Source organism: Vibrio crassostreae (assembly GCF_024347415.1).
GTDB lineage: Bacteria > Pseudomonadota > Gammaproteobacteria > Enterobacterales > Vibrionaceae > Vibrio > Vibrio crassostreae.
The window spans coordinates 49,067-74,995 of record NZ_AP025477.1; the positions used below are offsets into that span (position 1 = coordinate 49,067).

The 25,929-nt window shown below is 43.9% G+C and carries 24 protein-coding genes and 1 pseudogene; 8 read left to right on the forward strand and 17 right to left on the reverse strand.

The genetic code is table 11. The features are described 5' to 3' along the window. Window positions 1-30: 30 nt before the first annotated feature. Together OC193_RS15995 and OC193_RS16000 are read right to left on the reverse strand one after the other, a co-directional pair. Window positions 31-1,323 carry an extracellular solute-binding protein gene (locus OC193_RS15995; RefSeq protein ID WP_048663266.1) on the reverse strand — a complete coding sequence of 431 codons (1,293 nt, stop codon included), beginning with the start codon at window positions 1,321-1,323 and terminating at the stop codon, window positions 31-33. Between the two features lie 305 nt (window positions 1,324-1,628). After that, window positions 1,629-2,231 (reverse strand): 2OG-Fe(II) oxygenase, encoded by a 603-nt coding sequence (locus tag OC193_RS16000; protein ID WP_048663268.1) that lies wholly within the window; start codon window positions 2,229-2,231, stop codon window positions 1,629-1,631. A 386-nt stretch (window positions 2,232-2,617) separates the two neighbouring features. Here OC193_RS16000 and OC193_RS16005 point away from each other — a divergent pair, with 386 nt between their 5' ends. Beyond that, window positions 2,618-3,406 carry an MBL fold metallo-hydrolase gene (locus OC193_RS16005; protein WP_048663270.1) on the forward strand — a complete coding sequence of 263 codons (789 nt, stop codon included), beginning with the start codon at window positions 2,618-2,620 and terminating at the stop codon, window positions 3,404-3,406. A 129-nt stretch (window positions 3,407-3,535) separates the two neighbouring features. On the opposite strand, the gene OC193_RS16010 is transcribed toward OC193_RS16005, so the two are convergent. Then, a complete protein-coding gene (locus OC193_RS16010) occupies window positions 3,536-3,964 on the reverse strand; it encodes an ATP-dependent zinc protease family protein (RefSeq protein ID WP_048661634.1) in 429 nt (142 codons plus the stop codon). 32 nt (window positions 3,965-3,996) lie between these two features. Then, entirely contained in the window at window positions 3,997-4,902 is a 906-nt protein-coding gene (gene rimK, locus OC193_RS16015) for a 30S ribosomal protein S6--L-glutamate ligase (RefSeq protein WP_019824669.1), read from the reverse strand. Window positions 4,903-5,505: 603 nt separating this feature from the next. Between rimK and OC193_RS16020 the strand changes: the two genes are divergently transcribed. Beyond that, window positions 5,506-7,290: an SgrR family transcriptional regulator gene (locus OC193_RS16020; RefSeq protein ID WP_048663272.1), complete on the forward strand. Its 1,785-nt coding sequence runs from the start codon at window positions 5,506-5,508 to the stop codon at window positions 7,288-7,290. A gap of 130 nt (window positions 7,291-7,420) precedes the next feature. Here the strand turns inward: OC193_RS16020 and OC193_RS16025 are convergent, their stop codons facing one another. Continuing rightward, window positions 7,421-7,846: a MarR family winged helix-turn-helix transcriptional regulator gene (locus OC193_RS16025; RefSeq protein WP_048661636.1), complete on the reverse strand. Its 426-nt coding sequence runs from the start codon at window positions 7,844-7,846 to the stop codon at window positions 7,421-7,423. A 103-nt stretch (window positions 7,847-7,949) separates the two neighbouring features. On the opposite strand from OC193_RS16025, the gene OC193_RS16030 reads away from it, so the two are divergent. From OC193_RS16030 to OC193_RS16040, 3 genes are all read left to right on the forward strand, one after another. After that, entirely contained in the window at window positions 7,950-8,255 is a 306-nt protein-coding gene (locus tag OC193_RS16030) for a DUF3861 domain-containing protein (protein ID WP_048661639.1), read from the forward strand. A gap of 205 nt (window positions 8,256-8,460) precedes the next feature. Continuing rightward, entirely contained in the window at window positions 8,461-9,243 is a 783-nt protein-coding gene (locus OC193_RS16035; RefSeq protein ID WP_048663274.1) for a hydratase, read from the forward strand. A gap of 236 nt (window positions 9,244-9,479) precedes the next feature. Next, on the forward strand, window positions 9,480-10,838 hold the full coding sequence (locus OC193_RS16040) for a Na+/H+ antiporter NhaC family protein (protein WP_048663277.1): 1,359 nt from the start codon (window positions 9,480-9,482) through the stop codon (window positions 10,836-10,838). A gap of 107 nt (window positions 10,839-10,945) precedes the next feature. On the opposite strand, the gene OC193_RS16045 is transcribed toward OC193_RS16040, so the two are convergent. Next, window positions 10,946-11,506, reverse strand: coding sequence for a cysteine hydrolase family protein (locus OC193_RS16045; RefSeq protein ID WP_048663280.1), 561 nt, complete (start codon window positions 11,504-11,506; stop codon window positions 10,946-10,948). 90 nt (window positions 11,507-11,596) lie between these two features. Between OC193_RS16045 and OC193_RS16050 the strand changes: the two genes are divergently transcribed. Beyond that, the gene (locus OC193_RS16050) at window positions 11,597-12,529 is read left to right on the forward strand and encodes a GlxA family transcriptional regulator (protein ID WP_048663511.1); all 933 of its coding nucleotides are present in this window, start codon (window positions 11,597-11,599) and stop codon (window positions 12,527-12,529) included. A 106-nt stretch (window positions 12,530-12,635) separates the two neighbouring features. After that, entirely contained in the window at window positions 12,636-13,706 is a 1,071-nt protein-coding gene (locus OC193_RS16055; protein WP_080967366.1) for a helix-turn-helix domain-containing protein, read from the forward strand. A gap of 19 nt (window positions 13,707-13,725) precedes the next feature. Here OC193_RS16055 and OC193_RS16060 read toward each other — a convergent pair whose 3' ends face one another. The 3 genes from OC193_RS16060 to OC193_RS16070 all read right to left on the reverse strand — a co-directional run bounded on the left by OC193_RS16060 (window position 13,726) and on the right by OC193_RS16070 (window position 17,112). Then, window positions 13,726-14,739 (reverse strand): alpha/beta hydrolase family protein, encoded by a 1,014-nt coding sequence (locus OC193_RS16060; protein WP_048663281.1) that lies wholly within the window; start codon window positions 14,737-14,739, stop codon window positions 13,726-13,728. A 123-nt stretch (window positions 14,740-14,862) separates the two neighbouring features. Next, entirely contained in the window at window positions 14,863-15,243 is a 381-nt protein-coding gene (locus OC193_RS16065) for a hypothetical protein (RefSeq protein WP_048663283.1), read from the reverse strand. Window positions 15,244-15,399: 156 nt separating this feature from the next. Beyond that, window positions 15,400-17,112 carry an RluA family pseudouridine synthase gene (locus tag OC193_RS16070; protein ID WP_048663285.1) on the reverse strand — a complete coding sequence of 571 codons (1,713 nt, stop codon included), beginning with the start codon at window positions 17,110-17,112 and terminating at the stop codon, window positions 15,400-15,402. A gap of 291 nt (window positions 17,113-17,403) precedes the next feature. Here OC193_RS16070 and OC193_RS16075 point away from each other — a divergent pair, with 291 nt between their 5' ends. Beyond that, complete coding sequence (locus OC193_RS16075) at window positions 17,404-17,856, forward strand: NUDIX hydrolase (protein ID WP_048663287.1); 453 nt, start codon at window positions 17,404-17,406, stop codon at window positions 17,854-17,856. Window positions 17,857-17,872: 16 nt separating this feature from the next. Here the strand turns inward: OC193_RS16075 and OC193_RS16080 are convergent, their stop codons facing one another. The 8 genes and pseudogenes from OC193_RS16080 to OC193_RS16115 form a co-directional block, all read right to left on the reverse strand. Further along, the gene (locus tag OC193_RS16080; RefSeq protein ID WP_048661556.1) at window positions 17,873-18,298 is read right to left on the reverse strand and encodes a bifunctional diaminohydroxyphosphoribosylaminopyrimidine deaminase/5-amino-6-(5-phosphoribosylamino)uracil reductase RibD; all 426 of its coding nucleotides are present in this window, start codon (window positions 18,296-18,298) and stop codon (window positions 17,873-17,875) included. A gap of 171 nt (window positions 18,299-18,469) precedes the next feature. Beyond that, window positions 18,470-19,024 carry a nucleotidyltransferase family protein gene (locus OC193_RS16085; protein WP_048663288.1) on the reverse strand — a complete coding sequence of 185 codons (555 nt, stop codon included), beginning with the start codon at window positions 19,022-19,024 and terminating at the stop codon, window positions 18,470-18,472. Beyond that, complete coding sequence (locus OC193_RS16090; protein ID WP_048661558.1) at window positions 19,024-19,311, reverse strand: putative quinol monooxygenase; 288 nt, start codon at window positions 19,309-19,311, stop codon at window positions 19,024-19,026. The genes OC193_RS16085 and OC193_RS16090 overlap by 1 nt, the downstream gene beginning before the upstream one ends. 913 nt (window positions 19,312-20,224) lie before the next feature. Next, window positions 20,225-21,082, reverse strand: coding sequence for a hypothetical protein (locus OC193_RS16095; protein ID WP_048661559.1), 858 nt, complete (start codon window positions 21,080-21,082; stop codon window positions 20,225-20,227). Beyond that, window positions 21,082-21,936 carry an ABC transporter ATP-binding protein gene (locus OC193_RS16100; protein ID WP_048663290.1) on the reverse strand — a complete coding sequence of 285 codons (855 nt, stop codon included), beginning with the start codon at window positions 21,934-21,936 and terminating at the stop codon, window positions 21,082-21,084. The genes OC193_RS16095 and OC193_RS16100 overlap by 1 nt, the downstream gene beginning before the upstream one ends. Then, window positions 21,933-22,304, reverse strand: coding sequence for a GntR family transcriptional regulator (locus OC193_RS16105; RefSeq protein ID WP_048661561.1), 372 nt, complete (start codon window positions 22,302-22,304; stop codon window positions 21,933-21,935). The genes OC193_RS16100 and OC193_RS16105 overlap by 4 nt, the downstream gene beginning before the upstream one ends. Window positions 22,305-22,531: 227 nt before the next feature. Continuing rightward, window positions 22,532-24,276: pseudogene (locus OC193_RS16110) on the reverse strand (EAL domain-containing protein). Between the two features lie 970 nt (window positions 24,277-25,246). Further along, window positions 25,247-25,777, reverse strand: coding sequence for a hypothetical protein (locus tag OC193_RS16115; RefSeq protein WP_048663293.1), 531 nt, complete (start codon window positions 25,775-25,777; stop codon window positions 25,247-25,249). Window positions 25,778-25,929 lie beyond the last annotated feature (152 nt).

The window sequence follows — 25,929 nt, forward strand, 5'->3', positions numbered from 1 at the left end:
CCATGAAACATGGCTAGCCCATCTACCGATCTAGTTCATGGTGCGAGCGAAACGTTTTAGTAGCTTGCTGCTTTCATCTTCTACTTTGTCTAGACTGTTCTCGACGCTAGAACGGTCAGCGAAGATGTTGTCGAACTCACGATGCATCACTTCACGAATCTGAGGGTAGTAACCTAAGCGATAACCCTTAGTCCATTCGCCCGATTTTAGACTCAGCTGTTTAACGCCCACTTCTGCGTCGGGTTGTTCTTTGTAGTAGCCAGACTCTTTCGCTAGGTCATAAGCCGCTGTCGTTACCGGAACGTAGCCCGTGGTTTTGTGCCAGTAAACTTGAGTTTCAGGTTTGGTCAGGTAATCAAAGAATGCTGCGACACCTTTGTCTTGCTGTTGGTCGTGGCCATTCAGAGCAAACAAAGCCGCACCACCAATGAAGGTTAAGCCTGCGTCTGGGTTAACTGATTTCCAGTAGGGAAGGTAGGTGGTACCCAACTCAAAAGGTACGCGGTTACGTAAGCCGCCGAATGAACCAGAAGAACCCATCCACATTGCCACTTCTTGGCGTTCGAAAGGTGTTTGGTTTGCATCCCAGTCGCTGCCGTAATACTTGTAGTAGCCCAAATCTGACCACTCTTTCATCTTGCTGACGTGCATCATCATGTCTTTGGTGTTGAACATCAGTTTGGTCGATAGGCCGTCGTAGCCGTTGTTTTGGTCAGCGACTGGCAGATTGTGGCGAGACTTAAAGTTCTCGAACATGATCCACGGCGTCAGAGATTGAGAAAAGGCGATGTGACCTTCTGCTTTTAGCTTCTTAGCAACCACTTCGAGTTCTTCATAAGTTTTAGGCGCTTCGGCTCCTAATTCTGCGAGAAGATCTTTGTTGTAGTAAAGAACCGGCGTCGAACTGTTGAAAGGCATACCAACCATCTTGCCTTGGTTGTCGGCATAGAAGTTACGAACGCCAGCTAGGTAGTCGTTTGAATTAAAGTTGTAGCCTGACTCAACCAGAATATCCTGTACCGGTTTCGCGACGCCTTTGGCGTTCATGATGGTTGCTGCGCCTGCATCGAAGACTTGAAGAATATTGGGTGCTTCACCTGCTCGGTATGCCGCGATACCCGCGGTTAAGGTCTCTGTGTATGAGCCCTTGTAGATTGGCGTGATTTCGTAATCATCTTGAGACGCATTAAAGTCGGTCGCAATTTTGTTTACTGTTTCTCCAAGCTGGCCGCCCATTGCGTGCCACCAAGTGACTTGAGTCGTTGCGAACGCTGGCATTGCCGTTGTCGCGGAAAGAACGCCTGCCAAAATTAGCTTATTCATCTTCGTTTCCTTTTGGATGAAATCGATATCGAGGTATTGGATTAGAGTTTTAACGAGACAGTAGGGGTGTCGTTTGAAGCTATCTTGAACAGGACGTATTTCACTTACGTGGCTAAACCGTTTCACTGATATGAAAGATTCATTTCGATTTCATTTAAGAGAAAAGTTATTGATAGTTTTGATATTTACTGTGTGCGGTTTTTAAGAGGTTTGTTGTTCAATGCTCGCTCAATATTTGTTCAATAAAAAAGCCTCTCGAAGGAGAGGCTTTGAATAAGCTAGAGCTTGTAAAAATCAGCTCAGTTCTAGTGTGCGATATCGAGTTGGTTGTCTTTCACGCCGTTAATGCGGAACCAACCTGCAATACTGAATCGCTCTGTGTTTGTCGGCAGTACCTCATGTGGGAACTGTTCAGACAAGAACACGAATAAGCGGCCTGACTTTGGTGGAATGGTAGCGATGTGATTGTCTTTTAGATCGTAAACCACAAGCTCACCCGCGTCTTCTTCTGTCCACTCATCATTCATGTAGAACACGGTAGTCAGGCGGCGGTTTTCATTGCCTTTGAAGCAGTCTAAGTGTTTTTGGTAGAAGTCGCCTTTTTCGTATTTAGCAAAGTGCGCTTCGTACTCGAACAGACCCAAAAAGAACGCTTTGTTTGCTTCTAAACGAATTTGCTCCATCTTGTCTAGGAACAGAGAAGCTGGCTCGCCCATGTCGCGGCGCACCCACTGAATTTTGTCACTACGAATGGTCGACTCTCGCGTTACTTCATCGTTACGGCCAATCCTAGCCTTTTTCCAGTTCTCTGGAATGCAATCCCTCAATGCCACTACTTCTTCATGCGTTAAGAAGTCATCCCAAACAAAGTAACCTTGGGTAGAAAGAGCATCGATTAATTGGTTCATGTATAGCACTCAGACAATAAATTAGAAGCGCATATATAGTCCTAATAACTCAGGGCAACAAATCACATGTTTTGTCGTCACGATAAATAGTGTTGGTAGCTTGAATCGTATGGCTTATATAGCAAGGTTTACGGCAATGCAGGCATTCAATAATGCTGAAAATATCGGATTAAATTGATGCTTATCTTTGGAATGTGTACTCATTGTTCTGAGTTGAATGGGATTTGAGTAACATTGGATTTGAGTAATGTAGTGGATACCAATCAAAATCTTGATTCGAGCTATCTATCTGGTTTTAGATTGTTGTTTTTAACAAAATGATCACAATTGATGGTGAGTTTGCTATTGTATAGGTCTGACCAGTTGGTTTATCACAAGGAGTGGGTTTGCAGCTGCATACCATCAAAGGCTATATCCAAGACATGTATCTCGTAGAGTATCCCGATAGGTTGCTGCTACTTGATGGTGCGTGCCGTGCGGATATTCCTCACCTTAGGGCTTTCATTGAAGATGAGCTTGGCCGTGAGTGTAGCGACTTACATACTGTGGTTGTGACACACATGCATCCCGATCACGCAGGGGCCGCGCACAAGCTCAGAAAGCTAACGAACTGTAACTTGGTGGCAGCAAACCGAGACAAAGACTGGTATCACGGTATTGATGGCATCTTGATGCATTTGACGGATCTGGCGCTGGCACGATGGATGGCGAATCGCTTAGGGAAGCCTAAAGCAAACCTATGGTATTCGAGGAAGTTAAAGCCGGACTACAAGCTTTCAGATGGGGATAGTATTCCGGGGTTTGATGATTGGTTAGTTCTTGAAACTCCGGGTCATACTGACCGAGATCTTTCGGTTTATTGCCCATCTCACAGTATTGCTTATGTAGCAGACCTCATGGTGGAGGTGAAAAAGAAACTGATTCCGCCTTTCCCTATCTTTCACCCTAACAAGTACCGAGAATCAGTATCTCGAATCTATGACATGCAACTGGATACCTTGCTGGTTGCGCATGGAGGACAAGTCAATTTTAGTCAGACAGCCTTTGAACACTTATTGATGAGTGCTCCAAGAAGACCTGTGACGCATTGGCGGGTAACCAAAATCAAAGCCAAGAAACTGCTGTTATCGATTTGGCGTTTTGGTTTTCAGTCTCATGGTAAATCTAAGAAATAGATAAGCTCAAAGTAAGATCGGCAACTCGAAATTAAAGAATAGAACGCAATAAGGCCAGTCATGAGACTGGCCTTATATCGTTGTGACTAACTTTAGCTATAACCTGTGGAGCGGTTACGATGACTCGGATTAGTGAGTTAGCAGGAATTCACCCGCTGGATCAACAATCACTTTGTCACTCATGCCTTGACGACCAAGCAACATCATATAAGTCATATCTTGACGGTTGCTTAGCGTGATATCGATAGGCCATTCCTGACCACCCATTTTTAGCATGGTTTCAATCACACAACGGTGTTCAACTTCGCCGTTAGATGATTTGATTTTCTTACTTGTTTTCAGCTTCGCTTTGCAGCGCACAGTCTCTTCTAGGTGGTACACATCTGGATGAAGATCGAATTCCACGAAGTTCTCACCGTCTGTTTTTACACATAGTAGATTGTCTACGTGTAGAGAAGAGGTTTTAGCCCCTGTATCAACACGTGTATGTAGTCCAGTTATCCCTAACTCTGGTAAGCAAAGTGCTTCAGTATTCCCTATGATCATTTTATTGTTCATATCATTTCCAATCATGAGTTAACGGTGTTAAATCAGCCTTTGCCACGAGTACGGTTAGCGTTTGGTTTTGCATTTTTCTCGATGAATTCGAAAATCATGTCTGCTACATCTTTACCTGTCGCTTTCTCGATACCTTCTAGGCCAGGAGAAGAGTTCACTTCCATTACAACAGGGCCATTCTTAGATTGTAGAATATCTACACCACATAGGTTTAAACCCATGATTTTCGCAGCATTGATTGCTGTAGCGCGCTCTTCTTTGGTTAGTTTAACCAGTTGAGCTGTACCGCCACGGTGCAGGTTAGAGCGGAATTCACCCTCACCAGCTTGACGCTTCATCGCTGCAATTACTTTGTTGCCAACAACAAAACAACGGATGTCTGCGCCATTTGCTTCTTCAATGAACTCTTGAACCAAGATGTTCGCTTTTAGGCCCATGAATGCTTCGATAACGCTTTCTGCTGCTTTGTTTGTTTCTGCTAGTACAACGCCGATCCCTTGAGTGCCTTCAAGAAGCTTGATAACCAGTGGCGCGCCACCTACGTTTTTGATCAAGTCTTGAATCTTGTCTGGGCGGCTAGCGAAACCTGTTTTTGGTAAGCCAATACCTTTACGAGACAACAGTTGTAGTGAGCGCAGTTTGTCGCGAGAACGACTGATTGCTACTGACTCATTGATACAAAAAGTGCCCATCATTTCGAATTGGCGAACAACCGCAGTTCCGTAAAAGGTAATGGAAGCGCCAATACGTGGAATAACAGCATCGTATTGAGGTAGCTCTTCACCCATGTAGCGAATCTTCGGATTGTTACTCGCGATATCTATATCACAGTGCAGCGTGTCGATAACATCGACCTGGTGACCACGTGCTTCTCCAGCCGCTTTTAAGCGAGAAGTAGAGTATAGATTTTCGTTGCGAGAAAGAATTGCGATACGCATGGCGTTTCCTTAGTTAATACCTGATTGGTAACTGCAAATAAATTAGTTGTTAGCTGAGCTTTCAGTTATTTCTGAGGCTCCTTGCTTGCTTCGGGGCGAACCTTAAGGCTTTTCGCTTAACTAAGAAAACGAATTAAATTTGTCGAGTCGACAACAGAAATTTATCGGATGTGTGAGTGATTGGTACAACTGGGTTGAGAGGGGATTTGGAATGGAAAAGCGAGTTGAGACCTAACTCATATTGGGGGTAGGAGCATATTAGGTTGTGCTCAACTCGCGTTAACTCGGTGCTAAAAAGTGTACTAATAACGCCAGTTACATAGCTCTATAAGTGTTCGTAGTGCTTCTCTTTCGAGCTTGCTACAGGTGCTTTTTAACTTATTAAGATAGTATTTTCTCATGATGATTACTTCTCTTGTATTAGGCTTTGGTGGGAACTCAACATTCCCTGCTGACCCATTAATTATGGTTGTTTAATAGGAAGTAATAAACAGATGGGTTTTTAATGGGGTGTTCCTGTTTTTGACTTTTATCGTCACTCAAAGACAAATGTGTTTTATAATCGGCTTTATGAGGAAGGGTTATTTCTAAAAGGTTCATTATTTGTCTGATCTAAACATGATGCGTTACTACACTCGGCTGGATTCGTTCGAGCCGAACCTCTCACATTCTGTGACCTTAACTGAGGTCGCAGACAAGCTGTTCACCAGTTTGCGTCATGCTCGAACCTTACTCGGCAAGATGCATCAGGCTGAATGGGTGGTGTGGGAGCCAAAAGTCGGCAGGAATCAACGTTCTAACCTGACATTGCGCTTTAGCAATCAACAACTGACTCAACATGTTGCCAGCAAGCTGATAGAGCAGGGCAAGTACGAAAAAGCGCTCTCTATTTTGGATAATGACCGCGCAGTGTTTGGCTCTCTTCTCCAAGAAACATCCGGTGCGACGATGCGCGAAGGGCTGCTGCACGTTCAATTAACCTATAAACGTAAGTTTGAAGACCTGTTTCCACACCATATTCACCGCAGCAGCGAACGATTTTTGATCAGACAAGTATTCAGTTGCCTCGTCACTTGTAATGGTAAGGGCGAGTTGAAGCCTGAGCTAGCGCACCATTGGGAATATGATGCTGAGAAGTTAGTTTGGACTTTCTATTTGCGCCCAGGACTAACCTTCCACGATGGCCAACCTGTTGATGCTAAACAGTTAGTCTCGCTGTTTTCAGCCTTGCAAACCTTACCTTTCTATCAAACAGAGTTAGCTCATGTTGCTTCGGTTTACAGTGAGCAGCCGTTAAGGATCAGCTTCCAACTCACTAAAGCTGACACCGGCTTCGCAGGCTTGTTGGCTGGCGTTAAGTATTCAATTCAACCCGCAGTGCAAGTGACCCGTGAGCCGTCACCATTAAGCTCTGTGCCTCACACGGTAGTAGGCACTGGCCCATTCAAAGTGGTCGAAACCAATAATGAACGCATCAAACTCGCCGCATTTGAGCACTATTATGGTTGTCGCTCGTTAACCGATGAAGTGACCATTTGGCAGTTTGAGGAATCAATGACGGGCACTGCTCGTTTCGATGATAGCCAAATGCACGTATCGCCTTATGAAGATTCGTCTTGTTTTCACCAGTTAGGGAAAAGTGACGTAGAACTCGTTTCTGCAGATACAGACGGCCTTCGTAGCCGAGTCGAGGATGGATGCCTGTTTATCCTATTTAATCAGAACTCAGCGGCTAGCCCACTAAATAATGAGCAGCGCAAATACCTTTCAGAACTGACCAACCCACAAGCGATTTTGTCTCAGTTGGAACATAACAAGGGTTTGTTTAGCGTCTCTTTAGCTCAAAACATACTGCCAAGTTGGCAGAAATTGTATCGAACGCCTTCGAAAGAGGCTCAACTTCCGAAAAGAATGAGCATTGCGGTTTATGACTATTATGCGTTGTACCGATGTGCGATTTGCGTATCCGACATACTCAAACGATATGGCGTGGAAGTTGAGGTCAATACCTACAGCTTTCGCGAACTGGCGCTGCTCTCCCAGAGTGGCGAGTTAAAGGAGGATCTGGTGCTGTGTAACCTGAATCTCGATGATAATGCCCCGTCTTCGCTATTTTCGTGGATGATGAACGATCCTGTTTTGCACTCTGCTTTAGGAGAGATGAACAGCGACTGGCTTAAACAGCGCTTGGATAGTCATAAAGCATCCGTTGAACTGCCTAATTACTTGGCAGAGCTAGAACCTATCGCGTCTACTCTGATCTCAGATTATTGGTTAGTGCCGATGTTCCATCACTTGCAGACCGTTCGTTTCCAAGGGATTCTGAAAAACGTCGCCATCACCAACTGGGGATGGCCCGACTTCAAGAATGTATGGTCTGCTGATTAATTTCTTACCGAGTAGGATAAAGCGTTTTCAAAGTCGATTTTGGCATACTGATATGTAGGTAAAACCAAATTCTACAAAAAACGCCACCGAGTATTTGATTCGATGGCGCTTTTTCGTTTTATTTTGAAAATCAGTTCTCTAAGTTTTGCGCCATTTTTTTTGCAATTTTTCTGAATTGCTCTAACTCATCTTCAGCCATGCCTTTGGTCATTCTCTTCAGCATGTCTCGATCTATATCCGAAACTTTACTCATGACCTCTTGACCCTTATTGGTCAGAATCAATAACTGGCTGCGCTTGTCTTCTGGATTTGGAGACTTCTTCACAAGCTCTTGATTGATCAGTGCATTAACTAATCTCGTGACCTGCGCTTTATCGCGGTTTAAGTAGTGCGCGATATCGATAGCCGTACATGGAGATTTCTTAGTAATGATCTTCATGACACGAATGTTCATGGGTGCGATCTCAGAATCCAAGCTCTCAATCTGTTCACTCATTTGACGTTTCAAAGAGTGTACTAAACGAAAGATAGACTCTAACGATGTGTTATCAGACATAAACGATCCTTAGAAATATAGTTGACACTGTCAACTATTGTATTTATGGTTGATATTGTCAACTTAATTGTTCGTAAATTCAAGTTAGGAGACAGTAATGACGATGCAAACAATCACAGGCAAACACAATCACTACCGTATCACTATCGAAGAAGTGAACATCAAGGAAGATCGTGAACTGCAAACCATGCAGTTTGAAATTGAAGACAGAGAAAACATGTTCGCGATTGTAGAGAAGATCAAGCAGGACAGTGGCCTAGATGAGCAATCCGCAACGAGACTAGGTGTAAGTATTCGCTTACTGGGACCGTTGATGATGCAAGATAGAAAACACCCTCTGTTTATTGATTTCATGCCTCACTTCAGAAATTTCATGCAAAATCTTAAGAAGACGTTAAAAGGCGAGTAGCGTTTCTTCAACAATGACACATTCAACAAGCCAGTCAACCGATCATCAGGTGCTGGCTTTTCTTTTGATATATTGACTTAGCGGTATGTGTTTACTTGCGGTACATGTGACAATAAGCCTTTGAACACTTTACGGTGAAACCATCGTATGAGTGATGCAATTACCTAAACCTATTTCCAATCGTTCTAAATTTAAACGGTATATTATGACAAGTGTATTTGAGCAGGCGGCTAAAGAGTTATTAAGCCGTCGCACCGCGGGAACTAAAGCGCCAAGATTAATCGAACAATATCGCCCAACCAGTTTAGATGATGCGTTAGCCATTCAAGAATCAATGATTGAAATTCGTGCAGATAGAGTGGGGGGCTGGAAGTGTCTGTTACCTCTTGCAGAAAATAAATTTATCGTAGCGCCTATTTTCACTGACAACGTACAGCAAGGTGAAGTTTGTGAATTGTTCGCAGACACAAGCTCAGTGCTAGGCAAAGAGGTAGCCCGAGTAGAACCAGAAATCGCTTTTGTACTGACTAAGCCTTTGCCTGCGAACCTAAATGGTTACAGTGAAGCACAAATCAATGATGCAATTGGCTCTTGCCATATGGCACTTGAGTTAATTCAATCTCGCTTTGACGATGGAATTGGTGCGGAGTTTTACGAAGTTTTAGCCGATTGCTTGGCAAACCAAGGCCTGTTTCTTGGTCCTGAAATAGAGAAAGATAAAGCGTTTACTGCTGCTAAGGTCGAAGTGGCTATAACCCAAGCTGGAAAAGTTCAGGCATTTTCTGGCACTCACCCTAACGCATTAGCTCAAAACCCTGTCTACTGGTTGATCGATACGATGACCAAGCGTGGAATCAGTTTTGAAGCGGGCGAGGCGATTATTACAGGGTCTTACTGTGGTGTGGTTGAGCTTGACTTCGACGAGCTAACAACCGTTGCTTATGATGGTATCGGAGAGTACCAAGTGACTTTCACACAAAAGCGCTAAGCTATTTATAAGCTCTATTCATTAAGAAAGCAGCTCTCTAGAACTCTGCTTTGCGTATTGGCAATTTATTCTCGAAGGGCTATTTACTGGTGAGTAAATAGCCTTTTCTATTATGTGATGCTCAATAAGGTTCTTATTACTTTGCATTAAATTGGGCGTTTAGACGTCTAGACGTTGACAAGTTCTAAGTGTGACATTAGTCTGCTCTCCTTCCTGTTCTATAGCGTTGTCGTTCCATGTCCAATTCGAAAAATTCTAATGTGGTAATTGCCCCTTCGGCAGTTGCGCTTATCCCTCTGATCGTGTTCCTTGCGCTGTTTATTGGCGTAGGTACGTACTTGTCACTGCAAGGCGTCGATTTTGCTTTCTATCAGCTTCCAGCTCCGATTGCGGCTTTGCCTGCAGTGATGCTGGCGTTGTTGCTAAGCAAAGATAAATTGAACCGTGCTATCGAACAGTTCTTAAGTGGAGTAGGTCACAAAGACATTATCGCAATGTGTATGATCTACCTACTGGCGGGTGCTTTTGCGGCCGTGGCTAAAGCTTCTGGTGGTGTTGATGCAACGGTCAACCTTGGTTTGTCGGCGATCCCGACGAGCATGATCCTACCGGGTATCTTTCTTATTTCTGCTTTCATTGCGACCGCAATGGGCACATCTATGGGTACTATCGCTGCGGTTGCCCCTGTGGCACTAGGCATTGCTGACTCAGCTGGCATGAGCATTCCTCTAACCGCTGGTGTGGTGCTAAGTGGCGCTATGTTTGGTGACAACCTTTCAATCATCTCTGATACCACGATTGCCGCGACACGCTCGCAAGGCTGTGAGATGAGAGACAAGTTTAAAGAGAACATCCGCATTGCACTTCCTGCTGCACTTATCGCGATTGTTATCTTTGCTTTCAACAGCACGGCAACTCAAGTTCCTGAAACAGGCCCAATTGAATGGCTGAAAGTCCTGCCGTACATCACTATCCTAATTCTTGCGGTATCAGGCATGAACGTATTCGTTGTGTTGACGATCGGTATCTTGCTGGCGGGTGGTGTGAGTTTAGGCTCTGTTGAGAACTACGGCTTGACGGATTACGCTCAAGACATCTACGCAGGCTTTGGCAACATGCAAGAGATCTTCTTACTGTCGATGCTGATTGGTGGTTTGAGTGAGCTGATGCGTCGCCAAGGTGGATTAGCGTTTCTGACTAACCTAGTGAGCGGTTTGATTCGTGCGTTTGGTTCTTCACACTCTAAGCAAGCAAATGGCCGTGCGAGTGAACTAGGTATTGCTGGCTTGGTATCAATGGTTAACATGTGTACTGCAAACAACACCGTAGCGATTATTGTATCTGGTAGTGTGGCTCGCCAACTGGCGGAAGAGAACAACGTGTCTCCGCGTCGTTCGGCAAGTTTGTTGGATATCTTCTCTTGTGTGATTCAAGGTGTGTTGCCTTATGGTGCTCAGGTATTGCTATTAGGTTCTGTGTTCAACCTATCTCCGCTAGAGATTGTTTCTAACTCGTACTACTGTTTTGCACTGGCTATCGTGGCTGTTGTTGCTGTGTTTATCAAACACCCAGCACGCCAAGTGGCACAAGCTTAGTAATAATTGACCAAACTGAGCTATCACAGGCTCTAATAAGAAGGCTCCTTAATAGGAGCCTTTTTTTGTGTTTGTAATGAACAGACTAGAAAATCTAGGCTTCCTTGTTAAAGAAGACTTTCAAGCTCACTGGCCGTTGCGACATTGCAGTAACCAAAGCCAAGCGCAGCCATGAAAGCTGCATGGACATGCGCAGCTGGAACCTCAACACCGTTGAATTCCATATCTAACGTAGTACAAGCATCATGTGCTACGTGGCATTCATAGCCAAAATCGGTTGCTGCACGAGTCACAGCATCAATACACATGTGGCTCATTGCGCCAACGATGATCAGTTTCTTAATGCCTTGATCTTTTAGTACCTTGTTCAGTTTAGTATCTCTAAAGCTATTTATTTGATGCTTTACGATAACAGGTTCACCTTCTAGAGGAGCCACGCTGTTATGGATTTGAGCACCATCAGAATTTGGTAAGAAGAAGGGTGCTTCGTTGGTTGGAAACTCATGGCGCACATGAACGATTGGCAGTTTTTTATTGCGGAATGTCTTGAGTAATTGCGCGCCTTTTTCTGCCGATTTTTCTGTTTCAGAGAGTGCCCATTTCGCACCTTCGTATGAAGGGAAGTAGTCGTTTTGGAAATCAATAAGTAGTAGTGCAGTATTGCTCATAATCCATACCTTTGTTGTTAATGTCTTGTGGTGTGGGGCTATTATGACTACTCTGTGTTTTTTTAATGAACGTCAAAAATGACAGACTATATGGCAATAGTGACAAAATCAGTAAAGGTTGAAATTATCGATTACCCAGGCTCTCTGCAGAGCGCTGTGTTTGGCGTGAAAGAGTTTCTGCAGATGGCAAATTCTCTTGAACCTTCGACTGAGAAGATTCAATTCAACGTTCAGATCCAAGCGTATGACAGTGTTAGCGTATCAAACGCCGATGTCATCATACTCCCACCGAATTTAGATGGTTGTTACTATCTAGAGCCGAATGACACCTTGCTTGAATACCTGATTGAGTCTCACCAAAGGGGAGCGATACTTTGCTCAGCTTGCGCAGGCGTGTTCATTTTGGCAAAAACAGGTTTGTTAGAAGGGCGAACCGTGACCACGCACTGGCAAGCACAGCAGAAGTTTACGGAGCTTTACCCACAGATCGCAGTCGATATCGACAAAATCTTGATTGATGATGCGGATGTGATGACCGCTGGTGGTTTGATGTCGTGGATGGATTTGGCTTTGTTTATCCTAACCAAATACACAACGCCGACCAATACTCGTAATCTAGGTAAATACCTCGTGCTTGATACGGGGTTGAGAGAACAACGCTACTATCAGAGCTTTGTGCCAAACTATGCTCACGGCAATGACAAGATTGTATCGGTGCAGCGTTTTATTCAAAGGAACCATCGCCTTTCGTTGTCTCTTGATCAATTGGCTGAAGAAGCGTTTATGACGCGAAGAACCTTTATTCGTCAATTTACCAAAGCGACCAGCTATACGCCGATCAATTATATCCAACATGTGCGTGTTCAAAGTGCATGTGAGTTATTGGAAAGCTCTCATAAATCGGTTGAGCAGATCAGCTACCTAGTTGGCTATGAGGACGTAAACAGCTTTCGAAAAGTCTTCATGAAAATCGTTGGCTTAACACCATCAAGATTTCGTTCTAGATTTCTCTCTGAGGAATGATTTACCATAGATTGATATTCAATATCTATCACTGGTTCGCTCAGTTACTTCGCTAATGAAGTGCTTGAAGCGGAGTGATATTTTCTCGAACTCAAACGGACTATTGATGCTTGCCATTCCTTTACCATTTGTCGCAGCGCTGTTGTTATTGATGACAGGTGTGCTGCTTCGATGCCATTACCCACAAACCAGTCAAAAGCCACTTTGGTTTATCATTCTGTGCGCGTTAATGGTTACGGTAGTAGGCCTGCGATGGACGTTTGATATTGAGTTGTTTCGCTTCTTACAACCCATTCTTGGTGCCTGTGTTCCTGTGGCGGCTTGGCTCTGTTTCTCGGGAGCTCATCGAAGCCAATCCAGTACACATTTGCATTGGCTAGGTCCGATTGCTGTTTTAGTTGGCTCACTTTTTTATGTGCATCTCTGGGCGGGAACTCTTGATGTATTGCTGATCTTGCTCTATCTCGGTTATGGTGTCTTGCTGCTGAAGTCGTCGCTGCTAGTGCCGGAACAAGTGCGGCTAACCGATATCTCGAAAGTGTTGGTTGCTGAACGGGTTGCAGGTGTAATGCTACTATTCTCCGCTTTGGTCGACAGTGTGCTCTCTTACGATATCTTACTGTTGAATGCGCAGCACACCAATCTGATCTTATCGATTAGCTACCTTGTCCTTATTCCAGCCATTGTGTCCGCTGTGATGGTGGTCAGTATTAGCACGCCTGCCGAAGAAAAAACCAAGCAAGTGCAGGCTTTACCTTCTATGTCACAACGCTCTCCAGAAGAAGTCGATACATCGACCACACTAGCGAGCAGCTTAGATGACGACCAAGCTGAAGAAACCGCGCAGATCATGGCTAAGTTCGATGCATTAATGAGGGATCATCAATTATTTAAAGATCCTGATCTGTCTCTCAATCGCTTGGCACGAAAGCTAGGCATTCCTGCTCGCAAGATATCGTCTGCGGTTAATCAAACTCACCAAGAGAACATTTCGAAGGTGATTAACGCCTATCGGATTGAGCACGCTAAGACTCTCCTGATGCAAAGTGATGAAGCGATAACTGACATCTTCTTTAGTTCCGGCTTTCAGACCAAGTCCAATTTCAATCGCGAGTTTTCAAGGATAACTGGGCAAACTCCGAGTGAGTATCGAAGTTCGCCACAAGTGTTAGATTGAGTGTGTTTGCTTCCGTTTATCAATTCAGAAAGCTAATGATGTCATTTAAGATCAATTGATGTAGCTGGTCGCGTGATGTACCAATGCCATCTTTACAAATAATGCCATCTCCTGGCACTTCTTCATTCAGCATGGCTATAGCACCGGGTTTACAGCTTTGAATGAAGCTGAAATGGGTGGCTTTCTCATAGACTTTGTAGCGTCTTGAGTTCAATGGCATGTGCTCAGCAATATAGCCAGACTCCGATGCCTGGGGGAGATCTCCTATATCTATCCCGGCCGCCAGTATCAAGGCTGGTACATTGATGCCTTTTAAGCTATTGGCTGAAAAGCTGCGAGCAAGCCCCAGGTCAAGGCTAACGACACGTTGAATCCGAGGATCTGAAAGGTCTTTTGGGTCAGGCTCTTCATCTTGGACTTTGTCTAGCCCTAGCTCTTTAGCAAGCCCACAAGTTCGTGGGTTAGGGTAGTTGAGACAATTCGCCTCAAAGGTTGGTCTATCCATTTTCGCTCCCGCCAGTTGCATCACCGTCCAACCACCTAATGAATGCCCGATTGCGCTAACATTGTCGGAGCTAGCAGACTGCTTCCACGGGGCTTCGGATAACAAGTAGTCCAGAATACGTGATACATCTCGTGGTCTTTCCCACCATTTTGCTGCTTGCTTTGGGGAGTGGTCGAAAGAGGTGGTTCCCGGATGGTCAGTGGCCGCTACGATATAACCTTGACTCGCTAGTTTGGTCGCCAGCCAGTTTTGATTGCGCCAGTTTCCTCGGTAGCCGTGCGACAGCAGTATTACTGGAAAAGTGCCAGGTTGAATGTTTGCATATTTGATGACTTGTGTGCCGATGAAGACGGGGTTATCGCCAATTAAGGCTACGCCTGATGTATCTCTTGTGGGATACCAAATGGCAGTATTTAGCGGGCGATTAGGATCGTCATTTACGGTGACTTGAGTGAATCCGACGCCGGAAGCGATGGCTGAACTGCAAAGGAAAAGTAGGGATGTGAACAGTAAATGTGTGTATTTCATGGTTTTAACTCCAATTGGGTAAGTGGAGTTAATATGCGCTAAGGCTAGGTATCACGAGACCTCAAACACGATCGAGGACGCCCTAAATCGTGTTTGAGTACCGAACCTAGCGGCCTAGCCTGGTTACCTGCCTCTAAGGCGTTTTTCTACTAGGCCGTTTCTTTCTAAACCACGTCTTACGCTGCTGCATAGCTTGCCAAAGCGGCGCAGTTCTTCGAAATTTGGCCCTTGGCCTATTGAAATACTGTGTTCCCAATACATCAATTCACTGTCGACCATCTCTAGTAGTTTCTTAGAGCAACCAGAGCAGTTACCTTTTGGGCCACAGATAAACGTCTCCGATTCGTAAAGTGGGAGCTCGTTTTTAACTTCTTCAATTAAGTTAAGCATTGCCGAGTTTAAGTCTGGCTTTTTGGATGTAAGTGGCTTCAAGCTCGTTGCTTGAGTCGCAATTAATGGGGAAGTCAGTTTGTTAGGTTGTAAGTTCAAAGCAGCTGATGACATATCAAAGGCCTCAAGGAGAGAAGAAGGTGGGCATGCTACTCTTCACAACAAAGTGAATCTTGATGTAGTGCAATAAGCGTGGAGATATACCCAAAAGAGGTAGGAGCCACAAGCGTTGTGGCTCCTTTCATTAAGACTCGTTATTAATGAGATATTTTAGAATTCGGCGTCGAACTGAAACTCCATCCACTCTTTGGTCACCGGGTGGTGCAGCGCAAGTCTTTCCGCGTGTAAGTGCAATCGGTCGGCTTTATTGCCATATAGGCCATCACCGACGATAGGCATGTTAAGGCCTTCTTCATGTGAACAGTGAACACGCAACTGATGTGTACGCCCTGTTCTAGGGTGCAGGTAGACCTTAGTGGTTTGCTCGTTTCGCTCAATCACTTCCCATTTGGTTTCTGCAGGCTTGCCGTGTTCGAAGCAGACAATCTGACGAGGGCGGTCATACAAATCACCACGCAATGGCAGTCGAACATAGCCTTCATCTTCTGCTAGAACGCCTTCAATCATTGCCACGTATCGCTTCTCGACTTCACGAGTAATGAACTGCTTCTGCAAGCTCTTGTTCGCACGTCGTGTGAGAGCGAAAATTAGAATACCCGAGGTTGCCATGTCTAAGCGGTGAATTACAAATGGCCCTTCAACGTCGGGATGCATTTCTTGAACGCGTGTGTAGGCGGAATCTTTGATGGTTTTACCCGGCACGGATAGAAAACCTGCCGGCTTGTGTATTACAACGATGTGCTCATCTTGGAACAGAATATCCAGCTCTTTGCCTTCAGCAGGGTTCTCTAGCAATGGGTTTGGATCGACTTCTAGACCTTTCATCATATGGCCTAAAATCGGTACACACTTACTTTGGCAGGAGGCGTAGTATTTCTTGTGCTTTCGGATTTCCGATTTCGGTGAACGACCCCACCAAAATTCAGCCAATGCCAATGGTGTGTAACCATTCAGGTAGGCGTATTGCAGCAATTTAGGTGCAGCACATTCGCCCGAACCTGCTGGTGGTACTTTATTTGGGGTGTCTTCAAAGATTTGGTTCAGATCTTCTGTGTGTCCCTCTGCATTTTTGAATGCGTATTTTGAAAACAGCTTGTGTTGAAGTCGATGAGAAAGCTGTGCTCTTTGCTCTTTTAGCTCAACCAGTTGAGTGGTGAACACTTCAACTTTGGCCTGCAGCACTTGCAGGGTCTGTTCCCAGTTGAGTTTTAGGTACTTCTGCTGGTTCTTGTCGGCAACACTGGCCTTGTTTAACTCATTGTTCAATTGCTCGAAGGCTTGCTCATCAAGGTTTTCTTTACCTTGTTCACGTTGTTCTTTACGCGTTTTTCGGCCTTCAATAATCAATAGACGTTGAGCTTCAATCTCTTGCTCAGCTTGCGTTTTTTGCTGCGCCAGTTGCTCGCACAACTCAAGGTATTCTACGTTAGCTTGTAGTGTTTTGAATTTTGCATTCACAGCCATCATGTCGGCAGTATCTTGATGGAAAAAACTGTCGCTGCTTAGCATGTCAAATACTGGTGGCACAAAGTGGGGCAATAGGTTCTGGTCTGCGATTTTTCCGGAGAAAGCAGAAAAGTAACCAAGCTCACCTTCAGGGCTTTTAACCAGCAACACACCAAACATTTTGCCGCGACCTTCATTAGAATCCAGCCCGAAGTCGTGTTGCCAGTCGGTTTGTGTTTCTAGATGCTGTTGAAGCTGATGAGATGCGATTTCACACAGTGGGTGTGGTTCGTAGTAGAACGGGAATGTGAAACGCTCAGGCAACGAATATGACTCAATCGGCTGTTGAAAACGAGTGAAGCAATGCTCAGGTGTGTGGCTGTTTTCTGAGTCGTGCGTTGGTTTTGATGAGTGCATAGTCGTATTAATACTTATATCGTGGTGATAAATGGTTGTGAGTCTACTGTGTATGTTTAGAGACTTTAAACACAGTACAAGGCGGCGATTCTACTCTTTATCGAAAAGCGCCTCAAATAAGAAATGGTTCTATTACTGGATAGCTAAGCGAGACGGTTAACACTGAACCCATGAGTCATAGCTTAAACTTCATTAATTGACGAGTAACTTCTCGTTTTTGGTCAGAGAAGGTAACTTCACATGTGAAGGGTGGTAGCCTTGCCGCCCTCTTGTTCAACCTAAGGTAACGTTATGATTCCACTCAATACTTCGATTGTATCTGGTGTCGCTATTTCAGAGATCGACGGACAAATGAAAATGCTACTAATGAAGCGTGTGAAGGGCGAATTTTGGTGCCATGTCGCAGGCTCGATTGAAGCAGGTGAAACAGGCTGGGAGGCTATCGTGCGCGAGTTTGAAGAAGAGACCCAAATTAAAGTGGAAGCTTTGTATAACGCGCAGTTTCTGGAGCAGTTTTATGAGGCGCACGTGAATGTAATTCAGCTAATCCCTGTCTTTGCAGTGCTATGCCCGCCCAACCAAGCGATTGAACTGAATGACGAACATACGGAGTACCGTTGGTGCAATTTAGAAGAAGCAAAAGCGTTAGCGCCGTTCCCCAACCAACATGCGGTCTACGATCATATCTGGTCGTACTTTGTCGATAAACCAGTAAACCCACTTTACCGAGTGAAATTGAACTAATACTGGCTGTTTAGATCTAGGACTTACCAAGGTAAGGAGTTAAAAAGGCGCTCACTTGTTCTTGGCATAGTCCTACATCCACTTTCACGCCGTGCGATTCAAGGATCGCAACACCACGACCATTATTACGAGGGTCTGGGTCTAGCATTGCCACTATTACGTGTTTTACACCTGCTTTAACCAATGTATTGGCACAAGCGGGTGTTCTGCCGACAAATGAACATGGTTCTAAAGTTACGTAAGCGCTAACCCCTTCCATTGTTCCATCATAGCTATTCAGTGCTTCAACCTCGGCGTGGTTGCCACCGACTTTTTGAGTGTACCCAACAGACACCACTTTAGCGTTCTTCACCAAAACACAGCCCACTGGTGGGTTTGGTTGGCAATCAGGTAAGGCTTGGCGCGAAGCTTCGAGTGCTTGCAGCATGTATTGTTGGTTCATGGTCGTTACTCTGTATGACGAGATAGCGCAGCACTTAGTTGCCACGCGCGGTTGATGAGTTGATTAGTGACTGACTTACTAAGCTACTAAGTTAGTCAGCTAACAAGTGGGGCATGGTCGATCTGATTGGACTTTTAGTCAATGGTTTTAGCGCTTGAATTCGAAAGCTAGTTAACGGTGACTAATCGTTAACTTAGGCCACTGGGTTAGCCAACCTTTGGATTGTACTCTTTGATCAAAGATATCTCGGTTACGCTTTGGGTTGGGTGTGACTTTTAAATCAAACAAGCTCTCTAAGCCAAACGCCGAATTACACTCGATATCCCCAGTGAGGCTCTGTTTTATGGCGACTGCGGTTTCTTTCTCTGGCCAGTAACTCATCGCATCCAATGAGCCTTGGTAAGGTTCATCCCCATTTCTGATGTGCATGCAGGCTTGATTGCGAACTTGCCAATTCAGTTCGGGTAACCGTTGTTTAAGCAGAGCCTCGTATCTAAGATCCGATTCGTAGGAAGTATCAATGGGATCAAAGTAGATCACATCAATATCATTGAGTGGGGTCGGGGAGGTATAACCATGTAGGTGATCCCAAACGAGGTTTCTCACAAAGCCCGCAGCGACATAACACTGCGGTAAATCCAACTGAGATACACAGTCTATAACCTGCATTCGCAAGGGATCTTGTTTGATCAATGTGATGATGTGGTTGGCTAGTGGATGTATCATTATGATGTCGGAACATCGGTGACTTGGTAATGACGTGTCACGTTCTGGGAGATTTCACCCCATTCCGAGGCTTTTACTCGCTGCTGATGCGCTTCGAATGCTTCTTGGCTAGTGAATTCTTCATACACTTCAAAGCGATTAGGTTGAAGGGTGCTTTGACTGACTCGAAACACGATACAACCAGCTTCTTCCAGTGTCAGTTCTTTGTGCGCAACCAAGGCTTGTGTGACGGCTTCTAGGTCGTTGTCTGGCACTAGAATATGCCCTTGCAGAATTACTTTACTCATAATTACGTCCATTTAATTTTATTCACTACGGCTTTTTTCTATCAAAAGCTCTATCCGTTACAAACATAATCCCATTTTGATGTTGTGACGTATAGGCTAATGTGGCGATTATTTGTTCACATTGAATGCAGGCTTGGTTACACTGTAACTTTGAGGGCGGTATGATTAATAAAAGATAAGACACTGGAACTAAATTCGCGTTGGTCCGGTCTATTAAATTAGTATCATTGAACTGTATTGATACTGAAATGAATTTGTCATCTGAGAGAACTAACCTTAATTTTGAACAGCGGCTCATAAGATTGAATTGAGCCATAGTTGATATCTAGGTCATACTTTGATGTAAATGGTACTCAAAACTCTATATATTTTGTGATTTGTATCATTGATCTGGGCATCAAACACCGTTAGATTCGAATGGTTGGCAATAAAAATAGCTCATGAAGAGCAGTTAAAGAAAAGGAAATATCCCTTATGAAAAAAATGAGAAGAGCACAGCTTCATCGCGTTCGTATCCAATACTGGAAAGACACGTCAAAAGAAGCATCAAAGAAATAAGCTTTAAATCGTAAAGCTTTAAAAACTGAAAAGCTTAATCAAATGTAAAACGCAACAAACCGATTTCATTAGCACTCTTGAGGACCTTCATCTGGTCGGCGACTAAAGAAATCATCCCTAAAGAGCTGGCAGGCATTAACAACAATGCAATTTAATGTCAGCTCATTAATACCTCCTCTTAGATTCTCTTGTTTCTTCACTCGGTTACTCCCAATTAAATCCCTTTGTCCTTGTTACCCATCCCTGTATTAGCAAAGTCGTGATCAAAAAAAGCTCCCGATTTCTCAGAAGCTTTGATTTAGATTTTGATATCTGATGTGACTGCCCGATAAAGGCTCGTGCTTAGGATCTGACTCTAGCGTTGGAACAGCGTCTTCAAGCTCACATCATCCGTTCTATTTAGCTTTAGGCTCAGCAGATAACCGCCAACACCAATCAGTGCGTAAATACCTAAAGATAAAATAGGCGCTTCTGCAATCGCGCTTAATGGGTTACTTGCTATGAGCACATTCATTGGCAGTGATGCGATGAGAGATAGGAAGTCATTGATGCCATAGAACCCAAACACGGCGACAGAGAGGAACTTAATCGCATAGCTTGAGATGAAAATGACAAGTAATGGAGAGTTTACCAACTGCGAAATCGCTAGGGTAACGGTTGCCAGTGGTAATAAAACCAGTGCAACCAACAGCATTCGCCCAAAGAACACCACCCAGTTACTCAGCACATAAAATAGAGATTGCTGTTCAACCAGTAGCGCCAATTGTTGTTCGCTTGAGACGTTCAATATCCAGAATAGGAAATCGGCGAACAGCACGAGCAACGCACAGATAGCCGGAATAACCACTAAACCGAAACCTAACTTCACGCCGTGAGTCATTGCATTAGATACTGGCATACTTCTCCAAAACATCGAACTGCCTTCTTGGCGCTCTTTACGCAGCGTTTTAGGGATGTAAAGTGTCGACAGGATCAGTGAAATCAGACCCGCGCCAAAGTAGATCACCGAGTTGAGATCTTGCGCGAACTCTCTATGGATGTCGCTCACGTCACCGTTCACTTGCATTTCGAAGAAAAACTCATGCTGCGCAGCGCCATTAAAAAACAGACTAACGAACAGCAAGAAACCACATAACGCGACAAATAGAGGTAATCGAGTATTAATTTTGTGCTCGATGAGTTCTTTTTCTAGCATATAAAAACTTGGATGCATTATGCCTTCTCCGTTTGTGTTGCAAGGAATAGATCTGCGAGGCCAACATTGTAGATAGTGCCCATCGGTTCAACCTGCGCTTTGTATTGACCTTCCAATAACCACTTAGTGGTTCCTAGCCCTGGCTGTGAGGTTAGCGGATTGAGCTTCTGGATCTCGCTTGAATGGTTGTTTGCAAGTTCGATAATGAAATAGTCGTTCTCGATGTCTTCCATGCTCTTTTGCAGCACACAATGGCCTTGCTTTAAAATCAGCACATCCGTTAATAAGTGTTCAATTTCTGAAACCTCATGGCTTGCAATGATCATGGCGCGTTCGCCGTCGTGGAACCACTCTAGTAGGTGGCGATAAAAAGTATCGCGGTACAGCAAATCGAGTCCCAACGTTGGCTCATCTAAGATCAATACTTGAGTATCGGTTGCGATGATGACCGCAAGGTGAAGTTGTACCTTCATTCCTTTAGAAAGCTGTTTGATAGTGGAAGATAGCTTGATGTTGGTGCTGCTTAATGTCTGTTCTGCTTTTTGCTTGTTGAAGCTTGGGTGGACACCTTGGGTGTAACGAAGCAGTTGTTTAACGGTCATCCACTCGGGTAATACGTTAACGTCTGAGATGTACGACAAGTGCAGCATGAGTTCTGCATGCTGGTGGATAGGGTGGTAACCGTTAACCTCAATCTCACCTTGATAGCTGTGTCCGCCAAGCAGAGATTTGATGAGAGTTGATTTACCCGCGCCATTGTGGCCTAGAAGGCCAAGCACTTGCCCCGGCTTTAACTCAAAGCTGATGTTCTCGACACCCACTTGATTTGAATAGGTTTTGGTTACGTTTTTCACGGAAAGTAAAGTACTCATGACTTGTCCTTTATATGTTGTGCTAGCTGTTTCACAAGTTCTTCGACACTCATATCAATGATGCTTAGCGTCTCAGCGATGGCTGGGATCTGTGTATTGATGAATGATTGGTGTGCAGACTCTTTCAATTTTTGAAGTGCCCCTTCGGCCACATACATGCCTTGGCCGCGTTTTTTCTCTACCAAGCCTTCATCCACCAGTAACTGGTAGCTTTTCATGACAGTAAGGTGGTTGATCTTGAGATCAGCAGCAACGGCACGCACCGAAGGCAATGCTTGTTGCTCTAACCAAACACCTTGAAGAATTTGGTCACTGATCTTCGTAGCAAGCTGCCTAAAGATCGGTTGGTCGTCTTTCCATTCGGTCATAATTAAAACTGCATGGTGATATACATGTGTATAACACTAACCTAATTCCCAAGATAGACAAGCTTTTTCTATAAATTAGCTGAATGTTAACTTTTATGGTTGGATAAAGCATGTTTGGCGGAGAGGGTACTTGAAGCCTACATCCTTGTGGGCTCTCAAGCAGCTGTATGAGCGATTATTATTTGAATAGGGAATAGTTGCTCATCAAGATTCTTATTAGGGTGGGGCTATTGTTCCTTTGACTCATTAGGCCGGCTGTATAGGTAACCTTGATGTAAGTTGTAGCCTAACTGACACAAGATATATTGCTGCCTACGTGTTTCGACGCCCTCGTAAATCATCGTGATGTTAGATAAGCGTCCAATCTCTGAGATGTTAAGCAGCACGCCTTGATGGTGCTCACCTGACTCGATGTCTTTAACAAAACAACGATCCAGCTTCAAATAGGTTGGCGAGATAATACCGATGATCTCGATGTTGTTATTGCCTGTACCAAAGTCATCCAATGCGATGGTGATCCCCAGCTTTTTGATTGCCTTGATGTTGTCTATCACCTCGCAGCCATATCCAATGTTTGAGTATTCAGTTATCTCAACCACAAATTCATTCGCTTCCATCGCATCCAAATGCACTTTAAGTTTTGAAAAGTTATTCCCGACTAAAGCACTTGGGCAGACGTTGACACCGTAAATCTCATGGCTGTTGTTTAACTTGGCGTTTCTGACCGTTTCGATAAGTAAAATCGTATGAAACGTCAGTAGGTTGGTGCGCCTCATGGTGTTGATGAAGCTCAAAACGCCGACATTACGCACCCTAGATAACAGCTCGTAGTACAAAACGGTGTTGTCTTCGGTGTTGATGATTGGCTCTTCTTCAAATGAGATGTGTTTCCAGCGATACAGGTAAATAACGAAACCTAAAATATATGAGCGATAGAGTAGGGTGGCGAGCAGCAGTGAGAGTGCAACCCACAGTGCAACGATATCGTCACTGTAGAAAGTGATTGAGGCACCGCTCGGTAGCTCAGAAGTATAAATCGGCTGACTGTTATCGCCGAGGTTGAGAATGTAGTAGCCATTCTTTTGTATAGAGACGGAATCAACCAGTAGAGGCAACAGTGAGTTTCTGTAACGCGCCTCAATAGAACCTTTGGAGATACGAACTGTCAGATCGATATCATTTTCAGGGTCACTGAAACGCGAATAAGTGAAGTCGCCACTGTCGTAGAAGTCATCAATCTTATCGAGTTCCACATACTGTGAGCGGCTTTTGGATATATAGCACGAGCCATGAGGGGTGGTCATGACGACCGAGTCGAGGTTGAGGGAATGCCTTAGTGAATGTACGGCCCCAGGGCTATCACAGCCATAATCCATCACTTCTTCAGCAATATGTTTGGTGTTCCCACTGTATTCATCTGCAATTTTCGTTGTATAAAGGATTTGGAAAAAGTAGACAACGAACAAGAAGAATGACGTCGCGGTGAACACGGTTATCAAAGCCCTGATCAACTCCTTGTGATAGGTGTTGAACATCAGCTTGAGCATCTCTATCTGGCTGGGCTTGAACTGGTTGATGTTGTCTTTGGGCGCTATGCGGTTTTCTGAGCTCTTATCGAGATCAATAAAATAGCCAACCTTATAAAGGTTAGAAATGAGTTCACTATTATTATCAACCTCGGCTTCTTCACACAGGTTTCGATATTTCTTTCTTATAGACGCGATAATATTCTTTAATGCGTATAAACTGAACTCTTCATCAAAATGCGATTTAAAAGACTCTTCAACATCTCTAGCGGATTGAGGGTTAGAAATTGAAGCATTCTCAATTAAATATTTGAAGACAAAACTCTCTTTACTATTAAGAGTTTCTTCTGATATCTTATTACTGTCTCTTTTGATGTATATTTTTTCTTCATTATAGATTAGTTGCAAGCTCTCATTATTGTTATTATATTGAAAGAACAGTGCATAGCTCAACTCCTAAGCGATAGTTATTATATTTGTGTGATTGATATGTGATGGCTGGGATTGTCATTCAACCCAAGAGTCCGTTCTAAATAACATAACTAAAATGTCACCATTTCCTCTTAAGATGTTGATACTAATCGCAGAATCTGGGCTGTAATGAAAGGTTATAGAGATGTTCACCCAAAACTTGAATTTATAAATGAAAGCCGATGTTTTACAAGAGACAAGGGGGATTTATCCATTTGTTTTGGTATTTATCCATTTGTAAGCCTCTATATCAGCAGTTTTAACCATAACTTTAGTGATTGCTAATGTAGTTGCGCGTGGTATTGGTGGTGGTTATTGATGGGGCTGATTTATCAGGTTTTTTCAGGATAAAATTTAATTACAATGAAATAGGTAATATTAATATCATTTAATTGAGGCGTTATATTTCTTTATTTAATGATACCCCCAATTGATACTAATATCAGTAGTGGTTTTGTCGAGGTTTTATGAATAGGCTTTATCAATTAATGTGATGTTATTAAAATCTTTCTTTTTAATTTTAACTAAGAAGGGTGAAACTCAAAGCATTAGGTCGATTGAACTGTGATGTTGATTCCATGATTAAGCTGTTTTTGGTTAGTGTTTGTGCTCTATTTTGTTGAAAGATATTTCAATTTGATATGAGTGAGGTTTTTATAATGCCTGTGTCACTGGAGAAACCTTACTATATTAACGATTTGCTTCAATAAACATTCTTTTTGAGTGAGTTATAACCAGAAAGCAAAAGTGGCTTTTGATTAATTAATACGCACTATCAAACATAGTCTAAGTAAGTCGGTTTTGTTTTATTTACAGCGCTGAAAAAGCCCCTAATTAGACGGGCTAATAGGAGCTCTCGGCAGCTTTTCTTTCTACCGCTTTTTTGACAAGGAACGTAAGGCTAAAGGCTAAAGGCTAAAGGCTAAAGGCTAAAGGCCAAAGAGGCTAGAAGTTGAAGCTTGCGGTAACGCGCACTACGTCTTCTTCAAATGGTGTTGTGCCTCCTGAACCATCTGGCACCATTGCTGAATCATTGATCTTACCGTAATCCACCGTTAGGCCTATCATGCGCCAGTTTACCGTTGTTCCTATTGAACCATAGACGTTGTCGATATTGAGGCCGTTAAGTGAAGCATCGTCAAACTCCACATCTGCATTTAGATAGTTGATACCAATCTTAGGGATGATATCGAACTCGGCGATTTCAAACTTATAACCGATGTTGGAGTACAGTCCCCATGCATCTTGTGAGTTTGACTGTTCTAAATCTACCGCTTCTGTACCCAATGAGAAACCACCACCGACAACGATATTGTTCGACAATTCTTTACTGTAGCCGAAGGTTGCCAGTTCTTGATTGCCGATGAAAGTGACACCAGCTTCGATAGAGTTATCGCGGTCTTTTGCGAATGCAGACAATGGGATACATACCGTTGCAATAACGATTGCTGGTAAAACGAAGGTTTTCTTATTCATGATTCTCTTTCTCATTTTTTCAGGATGGAAAAAGTCTACGCAATAATGAGGCTCAAATATGAGTCGCGGCACAGTCAAGAATGAGCTGAAAAAGAACTGACATTAAGCGAATAAAACTCACCTAAATAGGGAGATCAAGGTAAGGTTTTATG